Annotated in this window: 17 protein-coding genes; 6 read left to right on the top strand and 11 right to left on the bottom strand. The window is 67.1% G+C overall.

What is annotated here, in order from left to right; translation table 11 throughout:
* Positions 1-84: 84 nt before the first annotated feature.
* The 9 genes from RS899_RS14430 to RS899_RS14390 form a co-directional block, all read right to left on the bottom strand.
* Positions 85-1,818: a ShlB/FhaC/HecB family hemolysin secretion/activation protein gene (locus RS899_RS14430; protein WP_315810324.1), complete on the bottom strand. Its 1,734-nt coding sequence runs from the start codon at positions 1,816-1,818 to the stop codon at positions 85-87.
* Between the two features lie 2 nt (positions 1,819-1,820).
* Positions 1,821-5,786: an MBG domain-containing protein gene (locus RS899_RS14425; protein WP_315810323.1), complete on the bottom strand. Its 3,966-nt coding sequence runs from the start codon at positions 5,784-5,786 to the stop codon at positions 1,821-1,823.
* A gap of 318 nt (positions 5,787-6,104) precedes the next feature.
* Entirely contained in the window at positions 6,105-7,460 is a 1,356-nt protein-coding gene (locus tag RS899_RS14420) for a DUF1329 domain-containing protein (RefSeq protein WP_054910673.1), read from the bottom strand.
* Between the two features lie 14 nt (positions 7,461-7,474).
* Positions 7,475-9,325: a DUF1302 domain-containing protein gene (locus RS899_RS14415; protein ID WP_315810322.1), complete on the bottom strand. Its 1,851-nt coding sequence runs from the start codon at positions 9,323-9,325 to the stop codon at positions 7,475-7,477.
* Between the two features lie 112 nt (positions 9,326-9,437).
* Positions 9,438-10,454, bottom strand: coding sequence for an MBL fold metallo-hydrolase (locus RS899_RS14410; protein WP_054910675.1), 1,017 nt, complete (start codon positions 10,452-10,454; stop codon positions 9,438-9,440).
* A gap of 51 nt (positions 10,455-10,505) precedes the next feature.
* Positions 10,506-12,407, bottom strand: coding sequence for an acyl-CoA synthetase (locus tag RS899_RS14405; protein ID WP_315810321.1), 1,902 nt, complete (start codon positions 12,405-12,407; stop codon positions 10,506-10,508).
* Positions 12,407-13,360, bottom strand: coding sequence for a fumarylacetoacetate hydrolase family protein (locus RS899_RS14400; protein WP_315810320.1), 954 nt, complete (start codon positions 13,358-13,360; stop codon positions 12,407-12,409). The genes RS899_RS14405 and RS899_RS14400 overlap by 1 nt, the downstream gene beginning before the upstream one ends.
* 75 nt (positions 13,361-13,435) lie before the next feature.
* Positions 13,436-14,539, bottom strand: a complete 1,104-nt coding sequence (locus RS899_RS14395; RefSeq protein ID WP_315810319.1) for a VOC family protein — start codon at positions 14,537-14,539, stop codon at positions 13,436-13,438.
* Positions 14,540-14,618: 79 nt separating this feature from the next.
* Positions 14,619-15,233: a TetR/AcrR family transcriptional regulator gene (locus RS899_RS14390; protein WP_054910679.1), complete on the bottom strand. Its 615-nt coding sequence runs from the start codon at positions 15,231-15,233 to the stop codon at positions 14,619-14,621.
* Positions 15,234-15,486: 253 nt separating this feature from the next.
* Here RS899_RS14390 and RS899_RS14385 point away from each other — a divergent pair, with 253 nt between their 5' ends.
* Genes RS899_RS14385 through RS899_RS14360 form a run of 6 tightly spaced genes read left to right on the top strand, consistent with a single transcriptional unit; the run spans position 15,487 to position 22,685 of the window.
* A complete protein-coding gene (locus RS899_RS14385; RefSeq protein ID WP_315810318.1) occupies positions 15,487-17,112 on the top strand; it encodes a bifunctional 3-(3-hydroxy-phenyl)propionate/3-hydroxycinnamic acid hydroxylase in 1,626 nt (541 codons plus the stop codon).
* The gene (locus RS899_RS14380; RefSeq protein WP_315810317.1) at positions 17,109-18,755 is read left to right on the top strand and encodes an FAD-dependent monooxygenase; all 1,647 of its coding nucleotides are present in this window, start codon (positions 17,109-17,111) and stop codon (positions 18,753-18,755) included. Before RS899_RS14385 ends, RS899_RS14380 begins: the two co-directional genes overlap by 4 nt.
* A gap of 2 nt (positions 18,756-18,757) precedes the next feature.
* Complete coding sequence (locus RS899_RS14375; protein ID WP_054910682.1) at positions 18,758-19,138, top strand: hypothetical protein; 381 nt, start codon at positions 18,758-18,760, stop codon at positions 19,136-19,138.
* A 30-nt stretch (positions 19,139-19,168) separates the two neighbouring features.
* The gene (locus RS899_RS14370) at positions 19,169-20,242 is read left to right on the top strand and encodes an amidohydrolase family protein (RefSeq protein ID WP_054910683.1); all 1,074 of its coding nucleotides are present in this window, start codon (positions 19,169-19,171) and stop codon (positions 20,240-20,242) included.
* A 15-nt stretch (positions 20,243-20,257) separates the two neighbouring features.
* The gene (locus RS899_RS14365; RefSeq protein ID WP_315810316.1) at positions 20,258-21,451 is read left to right on the top strand and encodes an amidohydrolase family protein; all 1,194 of its coding nucleotides are present in this window, start codon (positions 20,258-20,260) and stop codon (positions 21,449-21,451) included.
* 4 nt (positions 21,452-21,455) lie between these two features.
* A complete protein-coding gene (locus tag RS899_RS14360) occupies positions 21,456-22,685 on the top strand; it encodes an NADH:flavin oxidoreductase/NADH oxidase family protein (RefSeq protein ID WP_315810315.1) in 1,230 nt (409 codons plus the stop codon).
* Between the two features lie 6 nt (positions 22,686-22,691).
* Here the strand turns inward: RS899_RS14360 and RS899_RS14355 are convergent, their stop codons facing one another.
* Both RS899_RS14355 and RS899_RS14350 read right to left on the bottom strand, forming a co-directional pair.
* Positions 22,692-23,339 carry a TetR/AcrR family transcriptional regulator gene (locus RS899_RS14355; protein WP_054908504.1) on the bottom strand — a complete coding sequence of 216 codons (648 nt, stop codon included), beginning with the start codon at positions 23,337-23,339 and terminating at the stop codon, positions 22,692-22,694.
* A 64-nt stretch (positions 23,340-23,403) separates the two neighbouring features.
* Positions 23,404-24,984: a bifunctional 3-(3-hydroxy-phenyl)propionate/3-hydroxycinnamic acid hydroxylase gene (locus RS899_RS14350; RefSeq protein WP_315810314.1), complete on the bottom strand. Its 1,581-nt coding sequence runs from the start codon at positions 24,982-24,984 to the stop codon at positions 23,404-23,406.
* Between the last annotated feature and the right edge of the window lie 149 nt (positions 24,985-25,133).

The raw sequence follows: 25,133 nt of genomic DNA, 5'->3' as shown, positions 1-25,133 counted from the left end.
GCTTGCCGATGTCGGCTACCGACTCGAAGCGGGTCCTTTCAACATCTCCCGAAGGCCGGCGGTTGGGTGCCGCCGGCGATTCCATCAGAAGAGCTTCAGGAAGTTCAGATAGAAACGCGGGGCCTTGCCGTTGTCATCGTCAAGCTCCTTGGCGGACACGGAGCGGGTCAGCGGGAACGCAACCTCGGGAGAAATGTAGGTGTCCTTGAGTACATTCAGGTGCGCGCCGATACCGGTGGAAGAAAGGCTTTCCGTGCTCACCCAGCTGGGGTCTTCACTCCAGACCTTGCCGAAGTCCCAGAAGGCGTAGTACTGGGTCGGCACGGCGTAATCCTTGAAGGTGTGGATGCGGTTGTACTGCAGCTCGGTCTTCACCGCGAAACCGCTGTCACCGGTAATCTCCGACGGGTCGTAACCACGGCCGAACTCACTGCCGCCCACGCCGAACTGTTCGGGGCTGAGCAGCGGCTGGCCGAAGGATGTCTGCGCGGTGGCAGCAACGTAGAGGTTCAGGCCATCCATCAGTTTCGACAGGTCCTGCAGGCGCTGAGCATCTACCTGGAGTTTGGTGAAGTCGGTCTGGCCGTCTTCGCGCGAGGGATTGAGGCGACTCTCGCTGCTCGCGCCCATGATTGCCAACCCCTTGCTGATCTCGCTCTTGACCAGGTTCTTGCCGCCGTAGGCATCGAACCAGTCGTAGCTGGCACCGAGGCGCAGAGCGCGGATGCGGTCCTCGCTGGAGGGCGGCAGGTTCTTGTCATCCAGGTATTCGGAGGTGCCGTTGTAGTAGGTGAAGGCAGCCGAGGTCTTGAGTGTCTCGTCGCGCTGGCGAATCCACGGTCGGGTAATGCGCACGGCGAAGGTGTCGCCGGAGCTGTTGGCATTGAGGAAGGAGTAGGTGTCGGCGTGGCCGTCGTTATGCTGGGCGAGGAAGCTGACGACATCCCCTTGGCTGCCGACCGGCAGTTCGTACTGGCCTTCGAAGAAGGTCATCTTGTTGCCCTCCAACGATTTGCCGGCGCGGATGCCGAGGTGGTCGCCGTGCCCGGTGAGGTCGTTTACGCCAACGCCAGCGTAAATCTGCCAGGGGCCGAAGTAGCGGCTGTCTCGGTTGTCGAAGCCGAAGAAGCCCTCGTACTTGCGCAAGGCGTTCTCGACGAGCAGGTCAGTGCCGCTTTCCACTGGCGAAGCCTGCAGCGTGCCGCGGCTGTCGTTGCCGGAAACATCGTTCATCAGCAGCAGGTTGCGCTCGATGGTCTTGGCGGTCGGCGGAGTTTCCTGGCGGATATTGTCCGCGTAACGCGCCAGTGCCTTGTTGCTGGGGCCGGCGAAGCTGACCTGGTTCACCTTGCCCTCGAAGACCTGGAGTACCAGGTTGCCGCCTTCCAGGCGTTGGGCCGGCACGATGGTCCGGGCCAGGAGGAAGCCGGCCTTGCGGTAGCGTGCGGTGATGGTATCGGCGACGGTGTGGATCTCGGCCAGATTGACTTGATGGCCCTCCAGGCGCTTGAGCAGCGGGTCGAAAGTGCCTGCCGGATAGCTGTTGGCGCCCACCAGCGTCACGTGGCTCACCGGGAAGCGGGTGTCCGGTAGCGCCTCCAGCTCCTGGGCCACGGGCTCGGGCGTCACGACGGTATCGGGCATTTCCAGGGTGCCGGGCATCTCGGTGGGCGAAGTGCGGATACCCGCCTTGTCGGGCATTTCCACCCGCCCGGGGTTGAGCTGGCCCAGCGGCGCAGCCTGTATCTGGCTGGTGAGCATCAGGGCGGACACTACCGCGATGGCCAGACGATGCAGAGAAGATGCATGCGATTTCATGATCATTTACCTCCCTTGCCGGGTGCCTGCAGGTCATGCGGGATCACGCTGCGGTTCCAGTCCGGGACGATGAGCTTGCCGTCCTTGAACAGGCTGTTGGCGTAGGTGAGTACGTCGCGCAGGTCTGGCGTGGTGCTCTGCTGGTTGCCGTAGGAGCGCGGCTTGCAGATCAACTGGACGGAATAGGTACGCGCGATCGCGGGCGAAACGGTGTAGTTGGCCGAGACGGCGCTGGGGGACTCCAAAGCGTCGCAGCGAGTGTTGCCGGGCGACTGGGCCGTGATGGGCAAAGCCACCGCAGGTGCCTGGGCGGGCACCACGGGGCCCTCTGGCGCGACGGGCTCCGCGGGAGGGACCGGCTGTATCGGGGCCACCGGGCCGCTGATGGTCAGCGTGCCGTCGCGGAACACCACCCTGTAGTTGCTGCCCGCGCTGAACGAAGTGCCCTGGCCGATGGCGTAGCTGCCAGTCTCTTCGCCGGGGGCACGGCTCAAGCTGCCTGTCGCGATATCCGCGCTGTCGCCATTCTTCAGGCCGCTGACCCGATGGGTCAGTTGCGGGTCGACTTGCCCCTGCGTCTTCGACTTGTCGTCCGCGCTCACCACCAGTTGGGCCGGGGTGATCTGCAGGGTGCCGTCCTTGAACACCAGGGTGTAGTTGCCGCTGGCCAGCGCCAGGTTGCCCTGGCCAATGGCGTAGCCCTGCGGGCGGACGTGCTCGCCGGCCTCCCGTTGCAAGTCGCCGCCGTTGAGCACAGCGCTCGCCTGGTCACCGTTTTTCAGTCCGCTCACGGAGTAGGAGAGCGACGGGTCGGCGTCGCCGTAGACCTTGCTCTTATCCTGGACGACCACCTCCAGCGGGGCCGGGGTGATGTGCAGCAGATTGCCTTCGTAGGTGATGCGGTAGTTCCCCGAAAGGCCGGCCACGCCACCCTGGTGGATGCCATAGTCGCCGACATTTTCGCCAGCACTGCGGGCGAGGTTGCCGCTGACCAGGTCGGATGCGTTCTCGCCGAGCTTCTGCCCGCTGACCTGATAGGTCAGGGTCGGGTCCTGGTCGCCGTAGACCTTCGACTTTTCATCGGCCTTGACCTTGAGTTCCGCCTGTTCGACGGTCAGCGTGCCCTTGTTGTCCTCGATCCGGTAGCGCCCCTGGGAGCGCTCATCCGCCGTGATCTGGTTGGTGATGTCGTAGCCGCCAGGTTTCACATCGCTGGTCGCAGTGGCGGTCGTGGCGGGGGCGCCCACCTGGATGCCGCCGCGCCCCAGTTGCTGGTTCACGTAGTCGTCGATGCCTTTCACGGCCTGGGCGTTGCTGTCATGGCGGGTGGTCTGGGTGAGCGCCGGATTGGCATCGCCGTACTCGCGGGCCTTGTCGTCCGCGCTGACGCTGACCGTGGCCTGGGCGGCATGATTGAGGATCACGCCCGGCTCGCCGGTCTTGTCGACGGTCTCGTAGAAGTGCACCCGACTGCGTTCGAGGGCCTGTTCGCCGGAAGCGAGCGAGGGGCCGTTGTTGTCGGCCTTCTGCAGCCAGGGTGTGTCGTTGATCAGGTTCGAAATCAGCGCATCCAGCGAGTCGACCTTGCTGCCGAGGTCGACGATGAGCTGCTGGCTCCTGCCATCCTGGGCGTTGTGCTGGATTTCCTTCTGGTCGCTCGCGCCCTGGATCGCCGAGTACGACTCCACGCCCCAGCCATGCTCGTGCAGCGTGGAAACGACCTGCAGCCCGCCATTGGCGCCGAACGCGAACCCTACGGGCAGCGATGCGGAGGACTGCGTGCCATCGGTATCGATACGAATGACGTTGGAAAGGCTTGGGGCGGCGGCATCCGGCGTGATCTTCCAGGTGATGCCCGCCGAGTCCTTGAAGGTCAGGCCGCTGACCAGGTAGTCCGAGCTGTCGAGGTAGTTCAGCAGCACGGCCGGGTCGATTTCCTGGTAGCCGCCCTTGCCATCGGGGGTGACGTAGCCAGTGGCCTCGAACACCAGGTAGTCGAAGGACGAGCCGTCCTGGGTTTTCAGCGTCACCGCGCGGGTATTCGCGCCCCAGGTCTGGGACGGCTCCGCCACGACGTCCTGATAACCGCGGTAGACCAGTTGCTGGGCGGTCACGCCGGTCAGGGTTTCGCCGGAGTAGGGCGCGGTGACGGTGCCGGTGGTCGTCGTGCCGCTGGCATTGGTCTGGTTGAAGCGGAACACGCCATTGCTGGCCTTGCCCGCCAGCGTACCGGCGTAGTTGAGGTTGCTCTCCATCCGCACGCTGGCACCTTCCAGGGCAACCTGCTTGCCCATCACTGCGGTGCCGTCCTGCTGGATGATCGAGGCAACGTTGGAAGTGCGCAGCCAGGCGATGCCGTTGCCGACATCGATGATCGCCCGCTGGCTGTATTCCGGACCGGTGTTGTTCAGGCGGATGTCGCCGGTGGCGGCGATGAACAGGTTGCCGTCCTTGAGCAGGATCGGCGCGTTGATATACACCGAGCCACTGTCGCTGCTCAGGTCGGTGCCTTCGTAGGATTTGCCCTGCACGGGATTACCGGTGGCGATCAGTGCCAGCGTGCCGGGCTGGCCATTGCCGTCCTGGCCGATGTTGGTGGCCACGATGGCGGTGTTGACGTTGATGCGCTGGCTGGCCGAGACCTCGACATTGCCATTGGCCAGGCCGTTGACGATGGCGCTGGCGGCGACGTTCCACAGGTCGGCGGTGCTGGGCCCGGTGGCGGAGCCGTTAAGCACGCCCGTCCCCGCGTCGGCCTGGGCATCGCCGACGATGTTGACGGTCGCCGGATCGAGCAACCAGGTGCCTTTGACGGCGCCGCTGGTATCGACCCTGGCGTCGCTGGTGACTCGCAGCTGCTGGCCGGAGGTTTCCACCACGCCGCCTTGCTGCTGCCCCCTGGCGCTGGCGTTGCCGGCGAAGTGGGTATTGCCGTCGCTCCAGACGACGACCTGGCCGCCCTGGGTATGGCCATCGGCACGCAGCTCGGCGCCTTTGGCAATGCTCGTATTGCGGGCTCGTTGTTCGCTGCCCTTGCCCTGGTAGCTACCGCCGACCAGCACCTTGCCGCCGGCCCCGCCGGCAGCCGAGGCATCGATCTTCGCCGTGCCGGCGACACTCACTTCATCGCCCAGCACTTTCACGGTGCCGCCATTGACGCCCCTGGCACTGAGCGAGCCGCTGACCTGGGTCCGCGCCGCGTTGCCCAGGACAATGGTGCCGCCGTCGTTGCTGACCGAGTTGGCGGCAACGCTGCCCGAGACGTTGATCACCGAATCGAGGTGTTTCGCCGCGCGGGCGGCGCTCATGGCGACGACACCGTTGCCCACGTCGATCTCGCCACTGTGAGCGACACCGCCGGCGACATCGGCATTGACGCTGGATGCGTCGCCCGGCTCGCCATTGATACCGATGCTCAGCAGGCCGTCGCCCTGGAAGTCCAGCGTGGCCCTGGGGCCGGTGGCCAATTGCACGAGGCCTTTCTTCGCGTGGATGACGCCGGCGTTGTTCACCTGGGCGCCGAGCAGGGCGACCATGCCGTTGTCGTGGACGGTGATCCTGCCCTGGTTGGTGACGTTGCCGGTCAGCTGGACATCCAGCTTGCCGGTCTGGGCGAACAACCTGGCCTGCTCGTCGGTGAGGAACCCGGCGCTGGCCACCAGCGCGCTGGCGGAAATATGCGCGTTTGGCCCGATCATCAGCCCATTGGGGTTGACCAGGATCAGCTGGCCATTGGAGGTGACCGCACCATAGATCTTCGACGGATCGGTACCGATCACCCGGTTGAGCGTCACGGACTTTCCGTTCGGCTGGTTGAAGGTGATCCTGTGATCCGGGCCAACGTTGAAGCTCTGCCAGTCAATGGCGGTGCGCGGGCCGGATGTCGTGACGTCGACGCCGTTGCCCTGGCTGGAGATGGTGGCCTGGCCACCGATGACCTTGCCGCCCTGGGGCAGGTTGTCCGCCATCCCGCAGAACGACCACGAAGACCCGAGGGTGGCTAGTGCGACCGCCACAACGAGGCGTTTCAGGCGAAGTGATGGGTGCGCGCTTGTGTGCACTGCAGGGCTCTGCATGGCGACTCTCCTGGAGTTTTTCTCTAGGGGAGATCATTCGCCTTGGCCCGGTTGCGGGTAATAGTGCATCCGCGCGATGCGTTGTAGTGCGTCCCTGATACGGATTGAGCAGGGCGGATGGCGGCAGAGCGGACGAGAGTCCCAGCTGTTGCCGCCAAGGGTGTATCGGGCCGAGGGGACGTCAGTCCGCGGCTCGGCCCGACGCAGGGATCAGCGGATGCCCTGGTTGCGCAGCGCCGTCGGGGTGTAGTCGACACTGCTGGCCCTGAAGCCGAATTCCACCTGGGATTTCTCCTGGTTGGTCAGGCCCGAGACCAGGTAGCGGCCATTGATCAGGTCGTAGATGGCTTCCACGCCCAGCCAGGGAATCTGCTTGTCGTAGAGCGGTGTCATGAAGCTCTCGCCCACGCGCCACAGGGTGCCGCGGCCGTCGTAGTGGTCGGCGAGCACGGCCTGCCAGGTGTCCTCGTCGAGGAACAGCACGCGGCGCGCGTAGATGTGCCGCTCGCCAGCGCGCAGGGTGCCCTCGACTTCCCACACGCGGTGTTTCTCGTAGCGCACCAGGTCCTGGTTGAGGTGGCCGGGCTTGACCAGGTCGTCATAGCGGTGGGCGGTGGAGTCGAGGGCGAAGCTGTTGTAGGGCACGTAGATTTCCTTCTTGCCCACCAGCTTCCAGTCGTAGCGATCCGGCGCGCCGTTGAACATGTCCAGGTTGTCCGCCACGCGCAGGCCGTCCGAGGCCGGGTAGGGGCCGTCGTAGGCAATCTGCGGGGCGCGCCTTACGCGACGCTGGCCGGCGCTGTAGACCCAGGCCATGCGCGGCTCGCGGACCTGGTCGAGGGTTTCGTGGACCAGCACCACGTCACCGGCCAGCCGTGCCGGCGCGGTGACCAGCTGCTTGTAGTAGAAGAGGACGTTGTTGTCCTTGTCCGGGCTGTAGTCGGTGAGCTGGTCGCGGTAGCTGAACTGCTGCTGGAAGTACGTGGGCGTGTAGGTGCCGTTGGCGGTGGGCGTCGCTTGCACGTGCAGGCGCTGGGCGCTGCCGCCGCGGTAGCGGGTGATGTGGTTCCACAGCGCCTCGACGCCACTCTGCGGAATGGGGAAGGGGATCGCCGTCTGGAAGTCCTTCAGGCCGTTGCCGCCCTCGACCAGGCTGGCATGCCGCGCATTCGCGGCCACGGCTTGCAGCACCGCCGCCGGGTAGGTAGCCGAACGATGTGCGGGATAGACGTTGAGGTGGTAGTCCGGGTAGCGCTGGAGCATCGCCTGCTGGCCGGGCGTGAGGTTCGCCGCGTACTGCGCCATGTTCTTCGCGGTGATGCTGAACAGCGGTTTGTCGGCGCCAAAGGGATCGCTCAGGCGCCCGTCCGCGCCACGGCTGCCGGCGTTGGTCGGCAGGCCGCCGTCCCAGGCGGGAATGCTGCCGTCGGCATTGCCGGCACGCTCTGCGCCCAGCGGTGTGAGGGTGCTGCCCAGCTTTGCCGCTTCCGCTTCGGGAACGGCGGCCTGGAGGTTGAAGGGCAGGGACAGGAGGAGCAGGGAAGCGCACGCAAGTTTCTTGTTCATCGGGTTCTCTCCGCTTAGAACGACACGCCAAGGCTCAAGGCAAGGAAGTCCCGGTCGGTATTCACGTTGTACTTACCGCCGAAGAAGTTGGTGTAGGAAAGGCTCATGTTGTAGGTGTTGAGGTAGGTGCCATCGACGCCGACGCTGATCGCCCGCGCGCCCTGGTTGAAGCCCGGTTCCGGGGCATAGCCGTGGACGTCGTGGGACCACGCCAGGTTGGGCCGCACCGTGGCGCCGTCGATGAGGTCGGCGTATTCCCAGATCGCCCGCGTCTGGTAGCCCCAGGCGGTGCTGGTGACGAAGCCCGAGTCGTTGCAGTACTGCGGCGTGACGCTGTTGCCGGTGCACAGGCTGTTGTCGGGGTACAGCGCACCCTGGCCGAACACCGGGCTGCGGCCGTAGCGCAGCTCGTCGTCGCCGCCCAGGCCGCCGACATGGGTGACGCCGATCTCGCCGATCAGGGTCAGGCGGTCGGCGCCCATCACCTGGTCGAAGAAGTGCGTCGCGGTGACCTGCGCCTGGCTCACTTCCTTGCGCCGGTAGCCCTTGAGGATCGCGTTGTTGGCCGGTGCCGGCGCATCGCCGTAGACCGGTGTGAGCGCTGGTATGCCCAGGGTCGAGGTGACCAGGTCCACCGGGTTGATCTGCACCGGCATGTTCGGCCGGTAGCTGATCTCGCCGGCCAGGGTGGTGCCGGTGGGCAGGCTGGTGCTGAAGCTCAGGCCGTAGAGCTGGATGTCTTCGGGGTAGTCGGCGAAGTACTGGGCGCTGCCCAGGCGATAGGCCTGGGTCAGCTGCTGGCCGGCGCCGCTGCCGATCACCGCGCCGCAGAGGGCATCCGGAATGCCGAGGTTGCCGCACAGCTGCGGGGCGAAGCCCAGGTCGGCCGCGTGCGGGCCGCTGCGAACGCTGAGGTAGGGCTGGCGGCTGTGGTAGTTGATGAAGTAGCCGGCGAACTCGCTGTCCAGCTCCGGGGCGAACCAGCGCAGGGCCGCGCCCCACTGGCCGTCGTCGCGTGCTTCGCGGTCCTTGCCGCGGGGGATGACGATGCCCTCGTCGGTCAGGTTGATCCCCGCTGGCGCCAGGGCCTGGACCGCCAGTGGGTTCTGGTTGATCACCGGGCCGGCGGCCAGGCCGTTGCAGCCGTCGGCCATCACGTCGGTGGTGGAGAAGAAGGTGCCGCAGTTGTCGATCACGGTCTTCTGCCATTCCAGTTGGTAGAAGGCCTCGGCGGACAGGTGCTCGCTGAAGTTCTGCGAGACGTAGAACATGTTCACCGGGATCAGCCCTTCCTTGATCTCCGAGCCGGGCCGGCGGAACGCCGCGACATCGATCGGGTTGATCGCGTTGATGCCGCCCTGGATGAAGGTGCTTTCGCCCCAGCTCACCACCTGCTTGCCCAGGCGCACGGTGCCGGGCAGGTCGCCGATGCTGTAGTTGTGGTAGAGGAAGGCATCGAGGAATTCGGCGCCGGAGGCCTTGGCGCCTTCCTCGCGGCCGTGGTCGTCGATGTCCTTGAAGTGCAGGTGCTCGTCCTTGAGCTTGAAGTCGTACCAGTACTTGCCGCGGACGAAGGCACCGGAGTCGCCGTACTTGAGCTCCAGGTCATGGATGCCTTTGAACACCTTGGAGAAGGTGTCGCCCTCGCGGAAGTTGCGTTTGCCGTCGTCGGAGCTGTGGCTGTGCAGCAGGCCGGCGTCGGCATTGCGCATGGCCCAGCTGGCGCCGACCGAGAGGCTGGAGTCGAACTGCCCCTCGATCTCGCCGAGGGAGAAGGTGAAGGCCTGCGCGCCGTCGCCGTAAACGGCCAGGCCGATGGCGGCGGGAAGCGCGAGCAGGTGCAAGGCGGGTGATCTGCGGTTCATCTGAAACGACCTCTTGTTGTTGTTCTGTCGTCTGCCGGCCCTTTTTCGGGCGCAGCGGGGCCCCGCTGGCCCGCGGCGTGCGGGCCAGTTGATGAAGGTGGTGGGTGAGGTGCTAGAGGCTCAGGTCGAGGGCGTCCTCCCCGAGCGTGATCTCGCCCGAATACTCATCGGCCATGCCGCTGACGAACATCCGTCTGGCGAGGAAGTTGTCCGGGGCCGGGATCAGGTGGGTGAGCAGCAGATGGCGGACGCCGGCTCGCTGGGCCATGCGTGCCAGCTCCAGGGTGTCGGCGTGGTAATCGAGTACGCGCACGGCCTGCTGGCCACGGTCCTTCTGCCCGGTGCGTTCGAGCGCGGCGGCGCCCTCGTGCACCAGATGCGCATTGATCGCCTCGTGCACCACCAGGTCGGCATCGCGCATGGCTTCCAGGTAGCGCTCGCTGACGCGGGTATCGCCGCTGATGAACAGCTTCCTGCCCTGGTAGCGCAGCACATAGCCGTACGCGGGTTCCACCGGATGGTGATCGACGCGGTAGGCATCGATGGTCACGCCGCCCTGGTCATAGACGCGCACCGCTTCCTGTCCTTCGGCAATCTCCACCCGGCGCGGCTCGGCGAATGCCAGGCGCCGGTCCGTGGCGGGCAGGGCATGGGCGCTGCGGTAGCTGGCGTCCTGGGCGTAGGCCATGGCCAGTCCCTCGACAACCTGCTCCACGCCGGTCGGGCCGTAGACCACGAAGGGCGTCTGCCGACCGTAGATCCAGCTGTGGTTGATCAGCGCGCCGAGGCCATTGAAATGGTCCGAGTGCCAGTGGGTGATGAACACCTGGTTCAGTGCCTGGATCGGCACGTGGCTGGTCTCCAGGTTGCGCATGGCGTTTTCGCCGGCATCGAAGAGGAACAGCCGGCCGCCAGCGGCCACCAGGGTGCAGGCCTGGCCGCGGGTGGCATTGACCTGCGGCGTGCCGGTGCCGCAGAGGATGACGCGAATGGCATTGCCGCCCTGGATCAGGGACTGGTCGGTGTGGTCCTTGACCATGGCATCCAGCGCCGCGTGCTGGATGCGTTCGCAACCGGGCAGGGCGAGGACGAGCAACAGGGCAAGGGCTCGGGGCAGTCGGGGTCGCATGGCACTTCCTTCGTCTTGTTCTTGTTCTGTGTGCGAGCGCTGTGGTCGGGCTCAGCCGTGCCAGTCCACCGCGAAGCTGTAGCGGCCCAGCGCACGGGCCAGTTCATCGCGCCCGGAGCCGGCGCGAACCTGTGCCACCAGTCCGCGACGGGCGTCCTGCACCACCTCCACGGCGATGCCGGCCAGGCCCTGGTTGTCCGCTTCCTGGCGGATCACCCGGGCGATTTCGCGTTGCTGCAGCGCGGGCTTGAAGATCTTGCCCACCGGCGTGACCGGCAGGGCGTCGAGAATCTCGATGCGCTTGGGCACCGCGGCGCGTTCGCTGATCCGCTGGTTGGCGAAATCCAGCAACGCAGCGCTGTCGGCACGTTGGCCGGTGGCGAGCTGCACATAGGCCACGGGAATCTCGCCGGCGTGCGGGTCGGGGCAGCCCACCGCCGCCACCAGTGCCACCGCCGGGTGTGCCTGCAGCGCTTCCTCGATCTGCTTCGGGTCGATGTTGTGGCCGCCACGGATGATCAGTTCCTTCTTGCGCCCGGTGAGCCAGAAGTAGCCCTGGGCGTCCTGCCGGCCGAGGTCGCCGGTGTTCAGCCAGCGCCGCCCGCCGATGTCGATCCACAAGCCCTTGTTGTGGCTGTCGTCGAGGTAGCCGAGGAACACGTTGGGCCCGTGGATGGCGATCACCCCGACCTCGTCGGTCTCGGCATCGCGCAGGTAGGCGCCCTGATCGTCGAGGGTCACCGCACGCATGTCCTGGTAAGCCAGGCGCAGGCCGATGGAGCCGATCGGTCGTTCGCCGTCTGGCGGGTTGCTCGAGGAGACGCACGCGCCTTCGGTGAGGCCATAGCCTTCGAGGATGCGCACGCCAACCACCCGCTCGAACTCGCGGAACAGCTCCACCGGCATCGGCGCTGCGCCACACAGTGCGTACTGCAGGCTGGACAGGTCCTGGCCGGCGACGGGTTGCTGCAGCAGGGCCGAATAGACGGTTGGCACGCCAGAGAAGAAGTTGATGCCGAAGTGCTCGACCATTGCCCAGAAGGCCGGGATCACGCCCTCGCCGCGATAGCCCTGAGGCGTGCCGATGATCACCCGGTCGCCATGGGTCCAGGGCATCAGCCCGGTCACCAGCTGGCCGTTGACGTGGAACAGCGGCAACCCGCAGAAGATCACCTGGCCGGGCTGGCGCGGCTGCATGTTGGCGGCCATCGCCCAGGCGTTGAAGACTTCCGAGCCGTGGCTGCGCCGGGCGATCTTCGGCAGGCCGGTGGTGCCGCCGGTGCAGAAGTAGGAGGAGGGTTCTTCCGCGCGGATGACACGGCCGCTGCTGAGTTGCTTGCCGCTCTCGCGGCGCATCAGGCGGCGCAGGTCATGGATGCGCAGGCGCGGGTGGCGCTGGCGTTCGCGCCGGGCCATCCAGCGCAGCGCGAGGGATGCCACGGTGCCGACGTAGGGCGCCATGCTCACCCAGAGCACCTCTTGCACGCCGGGCAGGCTGTCGAGCTGGCTGGCCAGCTTGGGCCACAGGTCGCTGCCGGGTGTCGGCGCCAGGGTCACTACCAGCCGCGCATTGGCGGCGCGCAGCAGGTCGCCGATCTGTGCGGCCTCCAGCAGCGGGTTGATCGCCAGGACGATGCCCGCGGCCTCGCCGCCCCAGATGACGAAGTGGGTTTCCGGCAGGTTCGGCAGGAGGAAGGCGACCACGTCCTTCGGCCCGATGCCGAGCCGGTGGAAGGCGTTGGCGGCGCGGGTGATGTCGGCGAACAGCTCGGCGTAGGTCCAGTCGTGGGTACGACGGAAGTCCTTTGCTTCGAGGAAGAAGCTCAGCGCCGTCGACGTGCCGTGTTCGCCGGCGCAACGGCGCAGCGCTTCGTAGGTGCTGGCGGGCAACTCACGGCGGGCCAGCGCAACGCTCTCCAGCGCCTGGATATCGGCGAGGGTCTGCACGGCCATCAGGCTTGCTCCACCACGCGGTTGCGCTGCACGCCCAGGTCGACCACGCCGTCGGCGCTGCGGATGCTCGCCTCGACCAGGTCGCCGGCCTTGAGGTACTGGCTGCGCCCCGCCTGCGTCTTGAGGAAGGCCTTCCACTTGATGTGCTCGGGCAGCAATGCGGCGATGCGCTGCTTGGCCGGCGAGGGCACCGACAGCGCACAGCCTGCCGGCGTGCCGGTGGCGATCAGGTCGCCGGCAGCGAAGTCCTGCACCCCGGACAGCTCGCTCAGGGTCTCCGCCGGGCCATGCACCAGGTTGGCGGTACTGTCGCTCTGGCGCACCTCGCCGTTGACCGTCAGGCGCAGTTGCAGCTCCTTGAGGTAGCCCATGTCGCTCTTCTGCAGCAGGCACAGGTACGGGCCGACCGGGCCGAAGGTGCGGAAGCTCTTGCCCTTGTAGAACTGCATCTGCGGGATCTGGATGTCGCGCGCCGAGTAGTCGTTGACGATCACCACGCCGGCGATGAACTCGTGCAGGTTGGCGTCGTTGGCCGTGATCTTGCTGGTGATCTCCCGGCGCAGCACCAGGCCCAGCTCGATCTCGTAGTCGAGGAAGTGCACCTGGCGCGGTTTGATCAGGTCGCTGTCGGCGGCGACGATGCAGCTCTGCGCCTTGGTGAAGATCATGTTGAAGTGCTTGGCGTCCGGGTCCATGCCCGACTCGATCATGTGCTGCCGATAGTTGGCGCCCTGGCAGACGAACTGCTGGTCGCGGGTGATCGGCGAGAGCAGCTTGACCGCTTCCAGCGCCAGTTCGTCGCCACGCAGCTTGGTGAGCTCTTCGACGTCAACCTGGCGGATCAACTCGCCGGTGCTGGCGTAGCGGCCGGGCAGGGGGCTGATGCGGCCCTGGCGCAGGACGCCCCAGCGGGTTTCGTTCTGGTGTTCGAAGCGGACAACGTGCACGGGCATGGCAACGACTCCTGGTACGGCGGTGGGCCGCGTCGGGGCGGCGATTGTTGTTGTGCTTGTGGTTGTGCGGCGGGCCTAGCCGAACATCCGCGCCAGCGTGATCAGCTTGCGCACTGTCAGGTCCGGGCTGTGCCGCAGGTTGTGCAGCAGGATGCGCAGCTTCTGCAGGTTCATCGCCGGCTTGGTGAAGCTCTTGGGCATGCGCTGGCCCCATTGCGACATGGCCTCCGGGCTGACGGCGTGCAGCCCGGTGGGGCGCTCGGCGGTGAACAGGTCGCCATCGCAGTAGTGCTCGTGCTTGTCGCCCCAGGGGTCCTGCCAGTAGTCGAAGATCTGGCTGCCGAGGATGTGCCGGCCGATGCCCCAGGCGTGCTTCCAGCCACTCTCGCGCAACACCCGCTGGCCCATGCCGACGGCGTCGGCATCCACCACTTCGTAGGCGCTGTGGCTGTAGGCGGCCATGAAGCCCTGGGCCAGCGCCAGGGTGTGGTGGTCGGCCGGCGTGTCGCCCAGGTCCAGGCGCAGGAAGGCCACCGCCGGAGAGCCATCGGGCAGTACCTGCACGTCGCTGGGAATGAAACCGAAATGCTTGGTGTACCAGCCGGCGGTGGCCTGGTAGTCGGCCACTTCGAGTACCACGTGGCCGAGCTTGATGATGTCTGGCGGAGCCACGGGCGGGCGCTGGGTGGCGTTGATCCGCGGCGCCTCGTCGACCTGGTTCAGCGGCAGCGCCAGGCGGTGCGCCAGCGCGCTGGCCGGCTGTTGGCCGTGGATCGCCTCGACGACGAAACCGGAGGGGTCACGCAGGCTCACGCTTTCGCCGCCGCCGGGTGCAGTCGACTGCCGGATTGGCGATGCGCCCGGCAGGCGCGCCAGTCGCTGCAGGTCCTCGCGTGACTCGACGGCCAGGCCGAAGCCGACGAAGCGTGCCTGCGCCGCCCGTTCCACCCGATAGCAGTAGGGCGCGGGGCCGGTGCCGCGCAGGTACAGGCAGTCCGCGTCGCGGCGTGCCAGGGTCAGGCCGAAGTCACCGAGAAAGCGCTCGGCCTGCTCCAGGTCCGGGCGTTCGAAGATCAGGTGGGCCAGCGCGCGAGCCTTGACCGTCGGCTGCGGATGGCGTGCCGGCTGCGGCGTCGCCAGCGCGGTGGACTGGCTTGCGGAAGGGTGCTGACGGCTCATGTTTGTTGTTCTCCGTGGCTTTCGTCAGGCAAGGCTTCGCCATCGCCCCTGAAAAGGGGCGTTGGCAGGTTCGGGTGGATCAGTCCGCGGGTGGCAGCACCGGTAGCTCACCGGTGGACAGGCTGCGCGCTTCCTCCGGCGCCACGCCGAGCGCGCGCAGGGTCAGCTCGGCGGCGTCGCTGCCGGCCTGGCGCCAGGTGCGATGTCCCTCCAGGACCAGGAACATCGAACTGAGCACGGCGCCGGCGATCATCGAGATCGCCGACGGCAGCTGCTCCTGGCGGAAGCTGTAGCGGCCGTTGGCGAGCCCGCTGAGCAGGTCGGCAGTCGGCGGGCCGAACCACATGCCGCGCAGCGATTCATCGCTCATCGAGAAGCGGCTGATGAAGGCGCCCCAATGGGGCTCTTCATGGGCCCGGCGAATGAAGAAGCGGATGCCGTTGGCCAGGCGCAGGGCCGGGTCCGAGGTCTCGCCGAAGCTCTTCACCACACGCTGGTGCATCTCCGCGGCCAGGTGGCTGGCCACGTGCTGGAAGAGGTCATCGATGGACTGCAGGTTGTTGTAGATCGTGCCCCGGGCCACACCGGCCTCCTGGGCCAGGTCGCTGATGTTCACCTGGCTCGCGCCCTTCTCGGCAAACAGGCGCAGGGCGGCCTGGTGGATACGGCGTTGTACGGGGTTGAGGGTTTCCATGAAAAGACGGCTCCAACGTCAAGCTTGGGCTGATTGAACACTTGCGTTCAAAATAAGTCAACAGGGTCTATCGGGTGTCATTTTTCCTGCCTTCCCCGTGGATTCTCCCGTCTTTCGCGCTTATCCGGCGCTGTAACGATCCCTTGGAAAGGCTCTGGCCGGAGGGTTTCAGCGAGGAATACTGTTCTTCAGTTGACTGAATTGAACACTGGTGTTCAAAATGATTCGGCGATGTATTCCTCTGGAGCGAGCAATGCAAGAGTCCATAACAACAACGACAACCTGTGACGTGATCATCGTCGGCCTCGGCCCCACCGGGGCGGTGCTGGCCAACCTGCTGGGCCGCTACGGCTGGTCCGTGGTCGGCCTGGAGCGCGACGAGGACCTTTACTATGCCCCGCGTGCCGTGCACTTCGATGACGAGATCATGCGCATCTTCCAGTTCGCCGGCCTGGCCGGCGACATCGGCCGCACCAGCGAGTCGTTCACCGACATGGAGATCATCCTGCGCCCTGGGCGCAAGCCGGTCACCCGTTCGCGCATCGGCAGCCAGGACCGCCGCTACGGCCATCCCGGCGCCTGGTGGTTCCATCAGCCGACCCTGGAGCGGCATTTCCACGACGGCCTCAAGCGCTACCCCAACGTCACCCCGGTGTACGGCTGTCGCGTTACCGGCGTCGAGCAGGACGCCGAAGGCGTGCGCGCCACCGCCGTGCAGCGTGACGGCAGCGAGCGGGTATTCCAGGGGCGCTACCTGATCGGTTGCGACGGCGGCAAGAGCTTCGTCCGCCGTGAGGCCGGGCTGCGCCTGGAATCGGCCGACTTCGACGAAGCCTGGGTGGTGGTGGATACCAAGACCCGTTCCGGGGAGAAGGATGCGCTGCTGCCGGCCAACCACTCGCAGGTGTGCAACCCGGCGCAGCCAGTGACCTACGTGCCCATGGCCGGCCCGTACTACGAATGGCAGTTCATGGTCACCGGCGGCAAGTCCGAGCGCGAGGCCACCGATCCCTACCTGGTGCGCCAGCAGCTGCGCGACTTCGTCGACCTCGACAAGATCGAGATCACCCGCATCGCCTACTACAAGTTCCACGGCCTCTGGGCCAACGACTGGCGCAACGGCCGGATCATCCTGGCCGGCGACTCGGCGCACCAGATGCCGCCATTCCTCGGCCAGGGCATGTGCTCTGGCGTGCGCGACGCCAGCAGCCTGTGCTGGCGCCTGGACATGGTGCTGCGCGGTGCTGCGCGGGAGAAACTGTTCGACGACTACGAGGCCGAACGCTCGGCCCATGTGCGCGAGATCATCAATGGCGCGATGTTCCTCGGCAACGTCATCCAGACCCGCCACCGCGGCGTGGCCTTCCTGCGCGACTGGCTGCTGTTCCGCATCGCCGGCCTGGTGCCTTTCGCCAACAAGGCGTTCGCCGACAAGGCCAACCGCAAGAAGCCGCTGGCCGCCGGTTTCTGCGGCTGGGGGCACCGGCTGTCCGGTCACCTGGCCCTGCAGCCGAAAGTGTTGCGGGACGGGGAGGACGAGCGGCTGCTGCTCGACGAGGCGCTTGGCCACGGCTTTGCCGTGCTCGCCCGACGCGGTTGCCTCGACACCCAGCGAGCGCAACTGGAGCGCCTGGCGCAGCAGGTGGACCTGCGCGTGCTGGAGTTCGCCGAAGACCCGTCCGGCCCGGTGCTGGGCGACCCCACCGGCGCCCTGCAGGACTGGTTCGACGAAGCGGACATGGACTTCGTGCTGATCCGCCCCGACCGCTATGTCTTCGATGCCGGCCGCGCCGACCAGCTGGGACGCGTCGCCGAGTGCTTCCTCGCCGGCCTGTCGCTGGTCCGCCACAGCAATCAACCCCAAGGAGTGGCGGCATGATCGACACCCCCGTTCTCATCAGCGGCGCCGGCCCGGTCGGCCTGACCCTGGCGCTGAACCTCAGCCGCCTGGGGATTCGCTCAGTGCTGCTCAACGATCGCCGGCAGACCACCACGCATCCCAAGCTGGACGTGGTGAACTGCCGCTCCATGGAAATCTTCCGCCAGCTGGGCCTGGCCGAACGCATCCGTGCGGCCGGCAACCCGACCGACGCCAACCAGTATTCGGCGATGGCGGCGTCGGCCAGCGGTCCGTTCTACAGCGTGATGTCCGACCGGCACCTGATCTACCAGCCGGTCAGCCAGGCCGAGCAGGCCATCCGCGCCTGCCGCGACGGCAGCCTGCCGCTGGAGTCGATGCAGCGCATCGCGCAGATGCACCTTGAGCCGGTGCTGATGGCAGAAGTGGAAGCCGACCCGAACATCGAGCTGCGCATGGGCTGGCGCCTGTATGGCTTCGAGCAGGGCTCCACCGGCGTGGTGGCGATGGCCCATGAAGTGGATAGCGGCGAGGCGCAGCAGTTCTTCGCCCAGTACCTGATCGGCTGCGACGGGCCCAACAGCCGCGTGCGCAACTTCCTCAACATCGATTACGACGGCACCCGCGACCTGGTCGGCGAGCTGTTCATCATCCACCTGCGCTCCGATGAGATTGCCGGGCTGTTCCCCAACAACCAGCCCTACTGGCATACCTGGCTGACCCGGCCGGGCTTCGCCGGCCTGCTGGTGTCGCCGGACGCCAGCCGCAATGACTACGTGCTGCACCGGCCATTTGCGCCGCGCCCCGGTGAGTCGCTGGAGAGCGTGGTGGACGCCGCCCTCGGCACCCGGCTGCGCTACGAGATCGTCCAGTCCGGCCCGTGGCGCCCGCAGTTCCTGGTGGCCCGCTCGTTCGGCCGGCAGCGCGTGTTCATTGCCGGCGATGCCACCCACCAGTTCATGCCCACCGGTGGCCTGGGCATGAACACCGGGGTGGCCGAGGCGCACAACCTGGCCTGGAAGCTGGCCGCCTGCCTGGCCGGCTGGGGCGGTCCGCGCCTGCTGGAAAGCTACGAGGCGGAGCGCCTGCCGGTGGCCCGGCGCAATCGCGAGCACGTGAAGAAGTGCGCGGCGGCGACCTTCGAGGCGCAGATGCGGCGCGACGATGCACTGCTCGCCCAGGGGGCGGCAGGCGATGCCGCGCGGCAGAAAGCCGGGCGCGAGTTCGAGCGCAAGGTCTCGCGGCTCTACGAATCGCTGGGCGTGGAAATCGGCTACCGCTACCACGGCTCGCCGGTGATCGAGCCGGACACCGCCAGCGAGCCGGCCTACGAGGAAGTTCGCTACACGCCCACCACCTGGTCCGGCGCGCGGCTGCCCAGCGCGTTCCGCGAGGATGGCACGGCGCTCTTCGATCAGCTTGCGCTGGGTGGCTACACCCTGCTGGCGTTCGACGCCGAGGCCGAAGCCTGCGCGCCGTTGCAGGAGGCGGCGCAGGAGTGCGGCGTACCGCTGAACGTGCTGCCGATCCACGAGAAATACCTGGCGACCCTGTACGAGCGGCGCTTCGTGCTGGTGCGGCCTGACCAGCATGTGTGCTGGCGCGGCGACAGCCTGCCGGTCGATTGCTACTCGCTGTTCAACCGTCTGCGCGGAGCCCGCTGACCATGAGCCTGTTCATCGATTCACTGAAACTGCGCCTGCTGCTGTTGGCGTCCATCCCGTTGCTGCGCCGCGCCGAACGCCGCTCGGCGCGCCTGCGCGAGCTGCTGCACGAGGACTCCTTCGTGCTGCAGATCCGCACGGCCGATGGCGTCGGCGGCTACTACCGGCTGCGCGGCGGGGTGCTCAGCCTGCATCGCGGCGAACACCGTCGGCCGGACTTCACCCAGCACTGGCAGCGCAGCTCGGATGCCCTGCGGGTGATGCTCAGCCGCGACGAGACCGACATGCTGCGCGCCGTCGAAGGCGGGCAGTGCCAGCTGCAGGGACGCTTCGCAGTAGCCCTGTGGTTCAACGAGGCGATGAAGATTGCCCGTGCTGCCTGAACCCTCCCGGATCACACAAGGACAACAACAATGACGATCCAACAAGGTCGAATCGACGTGCACCACCACATCATCCCGCCGGCCTTCGTCGAGGTCATGGCGAACAAGGGCCTGGACATGGTGGCCGGCGCGCCGCTGCCGAAATGGTCGCCGCAGAAGTCCATCGAGGTGATGGACCTCAACGGCATCCAGACCGCCATCACCTCGCTGTCGGCGCCGGGCGTGCATTTCGGCGGGGGAGTGGAGCAGGCCCGCGAGCTGGCGATGCGCTGCAACGACTTCGCCGCGCAGATGCGCAGCGATCATCCGGGGCGATTCGGCAACTTCGCCGTGCTGCCCACGCCTTTCACCGAGGCGGCGTGCCGCGAAGCCATCCGCGCACTGGATGAACTGAAGGCCGAGGGCGTGGTGCTGCTGGGCAGCACCGATGGCGTGTTCCTCGGCGACGCGCGTTTCGACGAACTGATGGCGGAACTGGATCGCCGCGCAGCCATCGTCTTCGTGCACCCGAACATGCACGAAAGCAGCGAGAAGCTGGGCATCGCCGCGCCGGGTTTCCTGGTCGAGTTCCTCTGCGACACCACCCGCGCGGCGGTGAACCTGATCCTCACCGGCACGCTGGAGAAGTACCCGCGCATCCGCTGGATCCTCGCCCATGGCGGTGGCTTCCTGCCCTACGTGGCCTGGCGCGTGTCCCTGGCCAACGCCCTGCCGCAATTCCAGGACAAGGCGCCACAGGGCGTGATGACCTACCTCAAGCGCTTCTACTACGACACCGCGCTGTCGCCCTCGCGTTACTCCATGGCGGCGCTGAAGGAGCTGGTGGCGCCCTCGCAGATTCTCTTCGGCAGCGATTTCCCCTTCGCCCCGGCGCCGGTCACCACCCTGACCTGCCAGACCCTGGAAGAGAACCCGTTGTGGTCGGACGAGCAGCGCTACGGCATCAATCGTGGCCATGCACTGAGCCTGTTCCCGCAGTACCGAGAAGCGCAGGAGCAGGTGGCCGCGGCGCCGATCTTCAGTGGCGAGTCCTTCGGCAGCCGGGTGAAGCGCAGCCTGACCCGGCCGCTGGGCGCCTACGTCGAACGTGTGCGCAGCCGCTGATCCGGGGGGAAACGCATGAATCGCCGAGAATTCGTGATGGGCGCCGGCGTACTCGCCAGCGCCTCGTTGCTGGCCGCTGAACTGCCAGCCCTGTCGCCGACAGGTGCTCCCTCCGATGCCGTTGCGCCCGCGCAGCGCCCGTCGCCACCGGCGCCCGGCCGCATTGACGTGCACCATCACATCCTGCCGCCGTTCTACGCCGAAGCGTTGCGTCGCCAGGGACTGGACAAGGTGGCGGGGGTGGCCTTGCCGGAGTGGTCGGCGCAGCGTTCGCTGGAGCTGCTCGACGGGCAGGGGCTACAGACCGCAATCACCTCGATCTCGTCGCCGGGTGTCTGGTTCGGCAACGACCGTGTCGCCGCCGAACTGGCGCGCCGCTGCAACGAGTTCGCGGCTGAGCTGGGCCAGCGGCATGCCGGGCGTTTCGGCAGCTTCGCCTGCGTGCCGCTGCCGGCCACCGAAGTGGCGTGCAGCGAGGCGCTCCACGCGCTGGATGTGCTCAAGGCCGATGGCCTGGTGCTGCTGGCCAGCAATGACGGCGTGTTCCTCGGCGATACGCGTTTCGACGAGTTGATGGCCGAGCTGGATCAACGCGGGGCGACGGTCTTCCTCCACCCGAACCTGCACCCGAGCAGCCAGACGCTGGGGTTGGCGGCACCGGGCTTCCTGCTGGAGTTCGTCTGCGACACCACGCGGGCGGCAGTGAACCTGATCCTCAGCGGCACGCTGGAACGCTATCCGCGCATCCGCTGGATACTCGCCCACGCCGGTGGCTTCCTGCCGTATGCGGCCTGGCGGGTGTCGTTGGCCAACGCCTTGCCACAGTTCGCGGAGCAGGCGCCGCTGGGTGTGATGACCTACCTTCGGCGCTTCTATTTCGACACTGCGCTGGCACCGGCCGCACCGTCCATGGCGGTGCTGCGCGAGTTGGTCGAGCCCGGCCAGGTGCTGTTCGGCAGCGACTTCCCGTTCGCGCCGCAGGCGCTGGTGGCCGAGCAGGTCAGCACGCTTGCCGCCAGCCGCGTCTGGAGCACGGCGGATCTCGCTGGCATTGGTCGTGGGCACGCGTTGAGCCTGTTCCCGCGCTTCGCCGCGCCGGGCGAAGCGGTGGCCGTTGCATTGCCGCATGAATCCGAGTCGACCTTGCACTGGTTGGGACGAAGCGCCGGCAAGCCGCTCGCCGCCCTGGCCCAACACCTGAAGGACTGAAGCCATGAGTCAATTGTTCGAGCCGCTACGTCTGCCCAATGGCCAGGTGATCCGCAACCGCATCGCCAAGGCGGCGATGGAGGAAAACCTCGCCGATGCCGACCACGCGCCCGGCGACACTTTGTTGCGTCTGTATCGAAGCTGGGCCGAGGGCGGTGCCGGGTTGATCATCACCGGCAACGTGATGGTCGATCGCCGCGCGCTTACCGGCCCGGCCGGCGTGGTGCTGGAAGACGAGCGCCTGCTGCCGCGCTTCCGGCGCTGGGCCGAGGCCTGTCGCAGCCATGGGGTACACGCCTGGATGCAGATCAACCATCCGGGCCGCCAGTTGATGGCCGATCTGGGCCAGCCGGCCCTCGGGCCTTCGGCCATCGCGGTGGATATTCCCGGCCTGAAGAATGTCTTCGCCCAGCCGCGCGCGCTCACCGGCGCGGAGATCGACGGGCTGATCCAGCGCTACCTGAATGCCGCGCTGCTGGCCGAACGCGCCGGTTTCAGCGGGGTACAGGTACACGCTGCACACGGCTATCTGTTCAGCCAGTTCCTCTCGCCGCTGAGCAACCGGCGCGAGGATGACTGGGGTGGCAGCCTGGAAAATCGTGCGCGCATCCTGTTGCGCACGGTGGACGCGATCCGCGCGCGGGTAGCGCCTGATTTCTGCGTGGCAGTGAAGCTCAACTCCGCTGATTTCCAGCGCGGCGGTTTCGCGGCGGAGGATGCCGAGGCCGTGGTTAACCTGCTCAACGACCGGGGCGTAGACCTGGTCGAACTGTCCGGTGGCAGCTACGAAAGCCCGGCGATGCAGGGGCAGACTCGCGACGGCAGCACCCTGGCGCGGGAAGCGTACTTCCTGGAGTTCGCCGAGCGCATCGCCGCCACGGCACGCATGCCGTTGATGGTCACGGGAGGCATCCGCCGGCGGGAGGTCGCCGAGCGCGCCTTGCAGGGGGCGGTCGCCATGGTGGGGATGGCCACGGCCCTGGCCGTCGATCCGGCCCTGCCCAGGCGCTGGCAGGCCGGCGAAGGCGCGCGGGTCGAGCCGATAGTCGTGGCGTGGAAGAACAAGGCCTTCGCCGCGGTGGCAACCCAGTCGGTGGTGAAGAAACAGCTGGTGCTGCTCAGCCAGGGGCGCCCGACCAATCCGCGTACTTCGCCGCTGCTGGCGTTAATCGGCAACCAGTTGAAGCTGCGCAAGCAGTCGCGCCGCTACCGGCACTGGGTCGCCCAGGGCTGACGCGGCTCAGCCGCCCTGCGGCAAGGGCAGGGCGGCAATCTTCGAAGCCCTGGCGGGGGTGGCGCCCAGGGCGCGCAGGAGCATTTCGCTGAGCAGCACGTCCTGGCCTTCGGGTGCCCGACCCTCAAGGGTGGCGCGGATGGCCCCGGTGGCGCCGGCAATTACCAGGTCCAGCGCCACATCTTCATCGGCATAGCTGAAGACGCCTTCGGCCAGGCCGCCGCGCAGGTCCTCGCGAACATGGTTGGCCAGCGTCGAGTGCATGGCCTGGTCGTAGTGGATCACCCGCAACAGCGCGCTGGCCCATTGCGGGTCGGACTGTGCGTGCAGGACGAACATGCGCACGCCGATTGCCAGCCGCCGGGAGCCGCTGGAAATGCCGGCGCTGAGCTGGCTGATGGTCTCGGAGAAGTCGCCGGCCAGCGAGATGCCCACCGCCTCGGCCAGTTCCTCGCGTGTCTTGAAGTAGTTGTAGATGGTGCCGGTGGACACCTGGGCCTCGGCGGCCAGGTCCTGGAACACCGTTGCGGCGATGTCCTGCCGGGCGAATACCCGCAGGGCCGCATCGAGCAGGCCCTGGCGGGTTCGCGCGCGTTTCTTGTGGCCGCGGGTGAGCGGCTCGCTGTGGTCTTCGCAGGGGGGGCGGTCGGTCATGGCGGGTCGTCGGCTGCGGGGCTGCGGCGATGATACGGGAAGCCCATGGCCGACCGGTACCCGCTCATGCCCGCAGCAGCGCCTGGCAGTGCTGCAGCAGGTCGCCAGCCTGCTCGGGGCGGCACTGGTGCATGATGATGCGGTCCGGCCGTACCACCGCCAGGGCCGGGGCCGGCCAGGGTGTCAGCAGGGCGCCGTCGAGGGTCTCGGCGAAATCCGCACGGCTGTCGTCGCGGGCATGGCCGATCTGCAGGAAGCTGCCGCCCAGCTCCAGCCATTGCCTCTGCTGCGTGGCGTCGAGCCAGCGGCGCGGGTCGGTGCCCAGGCCGACCAGTTGCAGGTGATCGCCCAGCAGTTGGTCGCTCAGGCAGATGCGCCCTGCATGGCGGACCCAGGCCTGCGGAAACAGCCCGCCGCTGACCAGCCGGGCGCGCCGCGGGCTGCGTATGAACAGGCCGCGGCGGAATCGGTGCCTGGGCTTGATGTCGAGGTCCTCGAGGTGCCGCCGTGCCGCCGGGATGATCCGCAGGGTTTTCATGAACCCGTGGATCAGGATGGCCGCCAGGGCATTGCCGGGCATGACCAGGCGGCCCATGAGCTTGGCCAGGTCGATCATCTCGCGGGCATGGGGCTGGCGCTCCTGGTCATAGCTGTCGAGTATTCGCGGCGTGGCACGCCCCTGGAGGACCCAGGAGAGTTTCCAGGCGAGGTTGGCCACGTCGCGCAGGCCGGCCACCAGGCCCTGGCCGACGAAGGGCGGGGTAATGTGCGCGGCATCGCCGACGAGGAACACCCGGCCCTGCTGGAAGCGCTCGCAGCAGCGAGCGTGAAAGCGATAGACCGCCTGGCGCTCGATCTTCAACTGCTGGGGCTCGATCCAGGGCGCCAGCAGGGAGCGGATGCGTTCCTGGTCTTCCATCTCGTCGCGGGGTTCGCCGGGGCGCAGCATGAACTCCCAGCGCTCGCGGCCGCCGGGGGCAGGCATGTGCGGTGTCGGCCGGCGGTGGTCGCAGAGGAACTCGATGTGGTCGATGGCCTTTCCCTGGCGCGCGCCGGCATCGACGATCAGCCAATCCTCCGAGTAGCTCTGGCCGTTGAACTCCTGCCCGATCAGCCCTCGCACCCGCGAGCTCGCGCCGTCTGCGCCGACGAGGTAGCGGCAGCGAACCGGGTGCGACTGGCCGCGCTCATCGAGCAGGGTGGCGGTAATTCCGCTGTCGTCCTGGGTGAAGTCCTGCAGCTCCAGGCCGCCCCGGCAAAGCAGGTTCCCATAGCGCTGCGCCTGCCGCCGCATCGCCTGCTCCAGGTCGGGTTGGTAGAAGGTCACCAGCTTGTGGTGGCCGTCGATGCGGCCGCTGGTATTGGCCTGGCCGAACTGGCCGACGATGGGGCAGTGCATCTTCACCTGGGGAATCACCACCGTCTCGAAGGCGTCCTCCTCCAGCCCGGCGAGTTGGAGAATGCGCAGCGCTTCGTTGTCCAGGGCAATGGCCCGCGGCATGGGCAGGATGTCGTGGGTCTTGTCGATCACCAGGCTGTCCACGCCGTAGCGGCCCAGCAGGGCCGCCAGCGTGGCGCCGACCGGGCCATTGCCGACCACCAGCACGTCGACCGATTCGGGGAGGAACTCATTGTTGTTATGCATTGGGAGATCCGGGTCCGTGGGGAGTAGCCCGGATCCTGCTGATCCGGGTGGAGCGGAATTTATCAAAAATGACGAATACGTCAATATTGGTTATTTCATCATAAATTCCGTCGAAGCAATCGAGTGCCGGGCGAGCGGGAGAAGGTGTC

Source organism: Pseudomonas sp. C9-3, assembly GCF_032392015.1.
In the GTDB taxonomy this organism is placed as follows: domain Bacteria; phylum Pseudomonadota; class Gammaproteobacteria; order Pseudomonadales; family Pseudomonadaceae; genus Pseudomonas; species Pseudomonas nitroreducens.
This window is presented reverse-complemented; position numbering and strand designations above follow the sequence as displayed.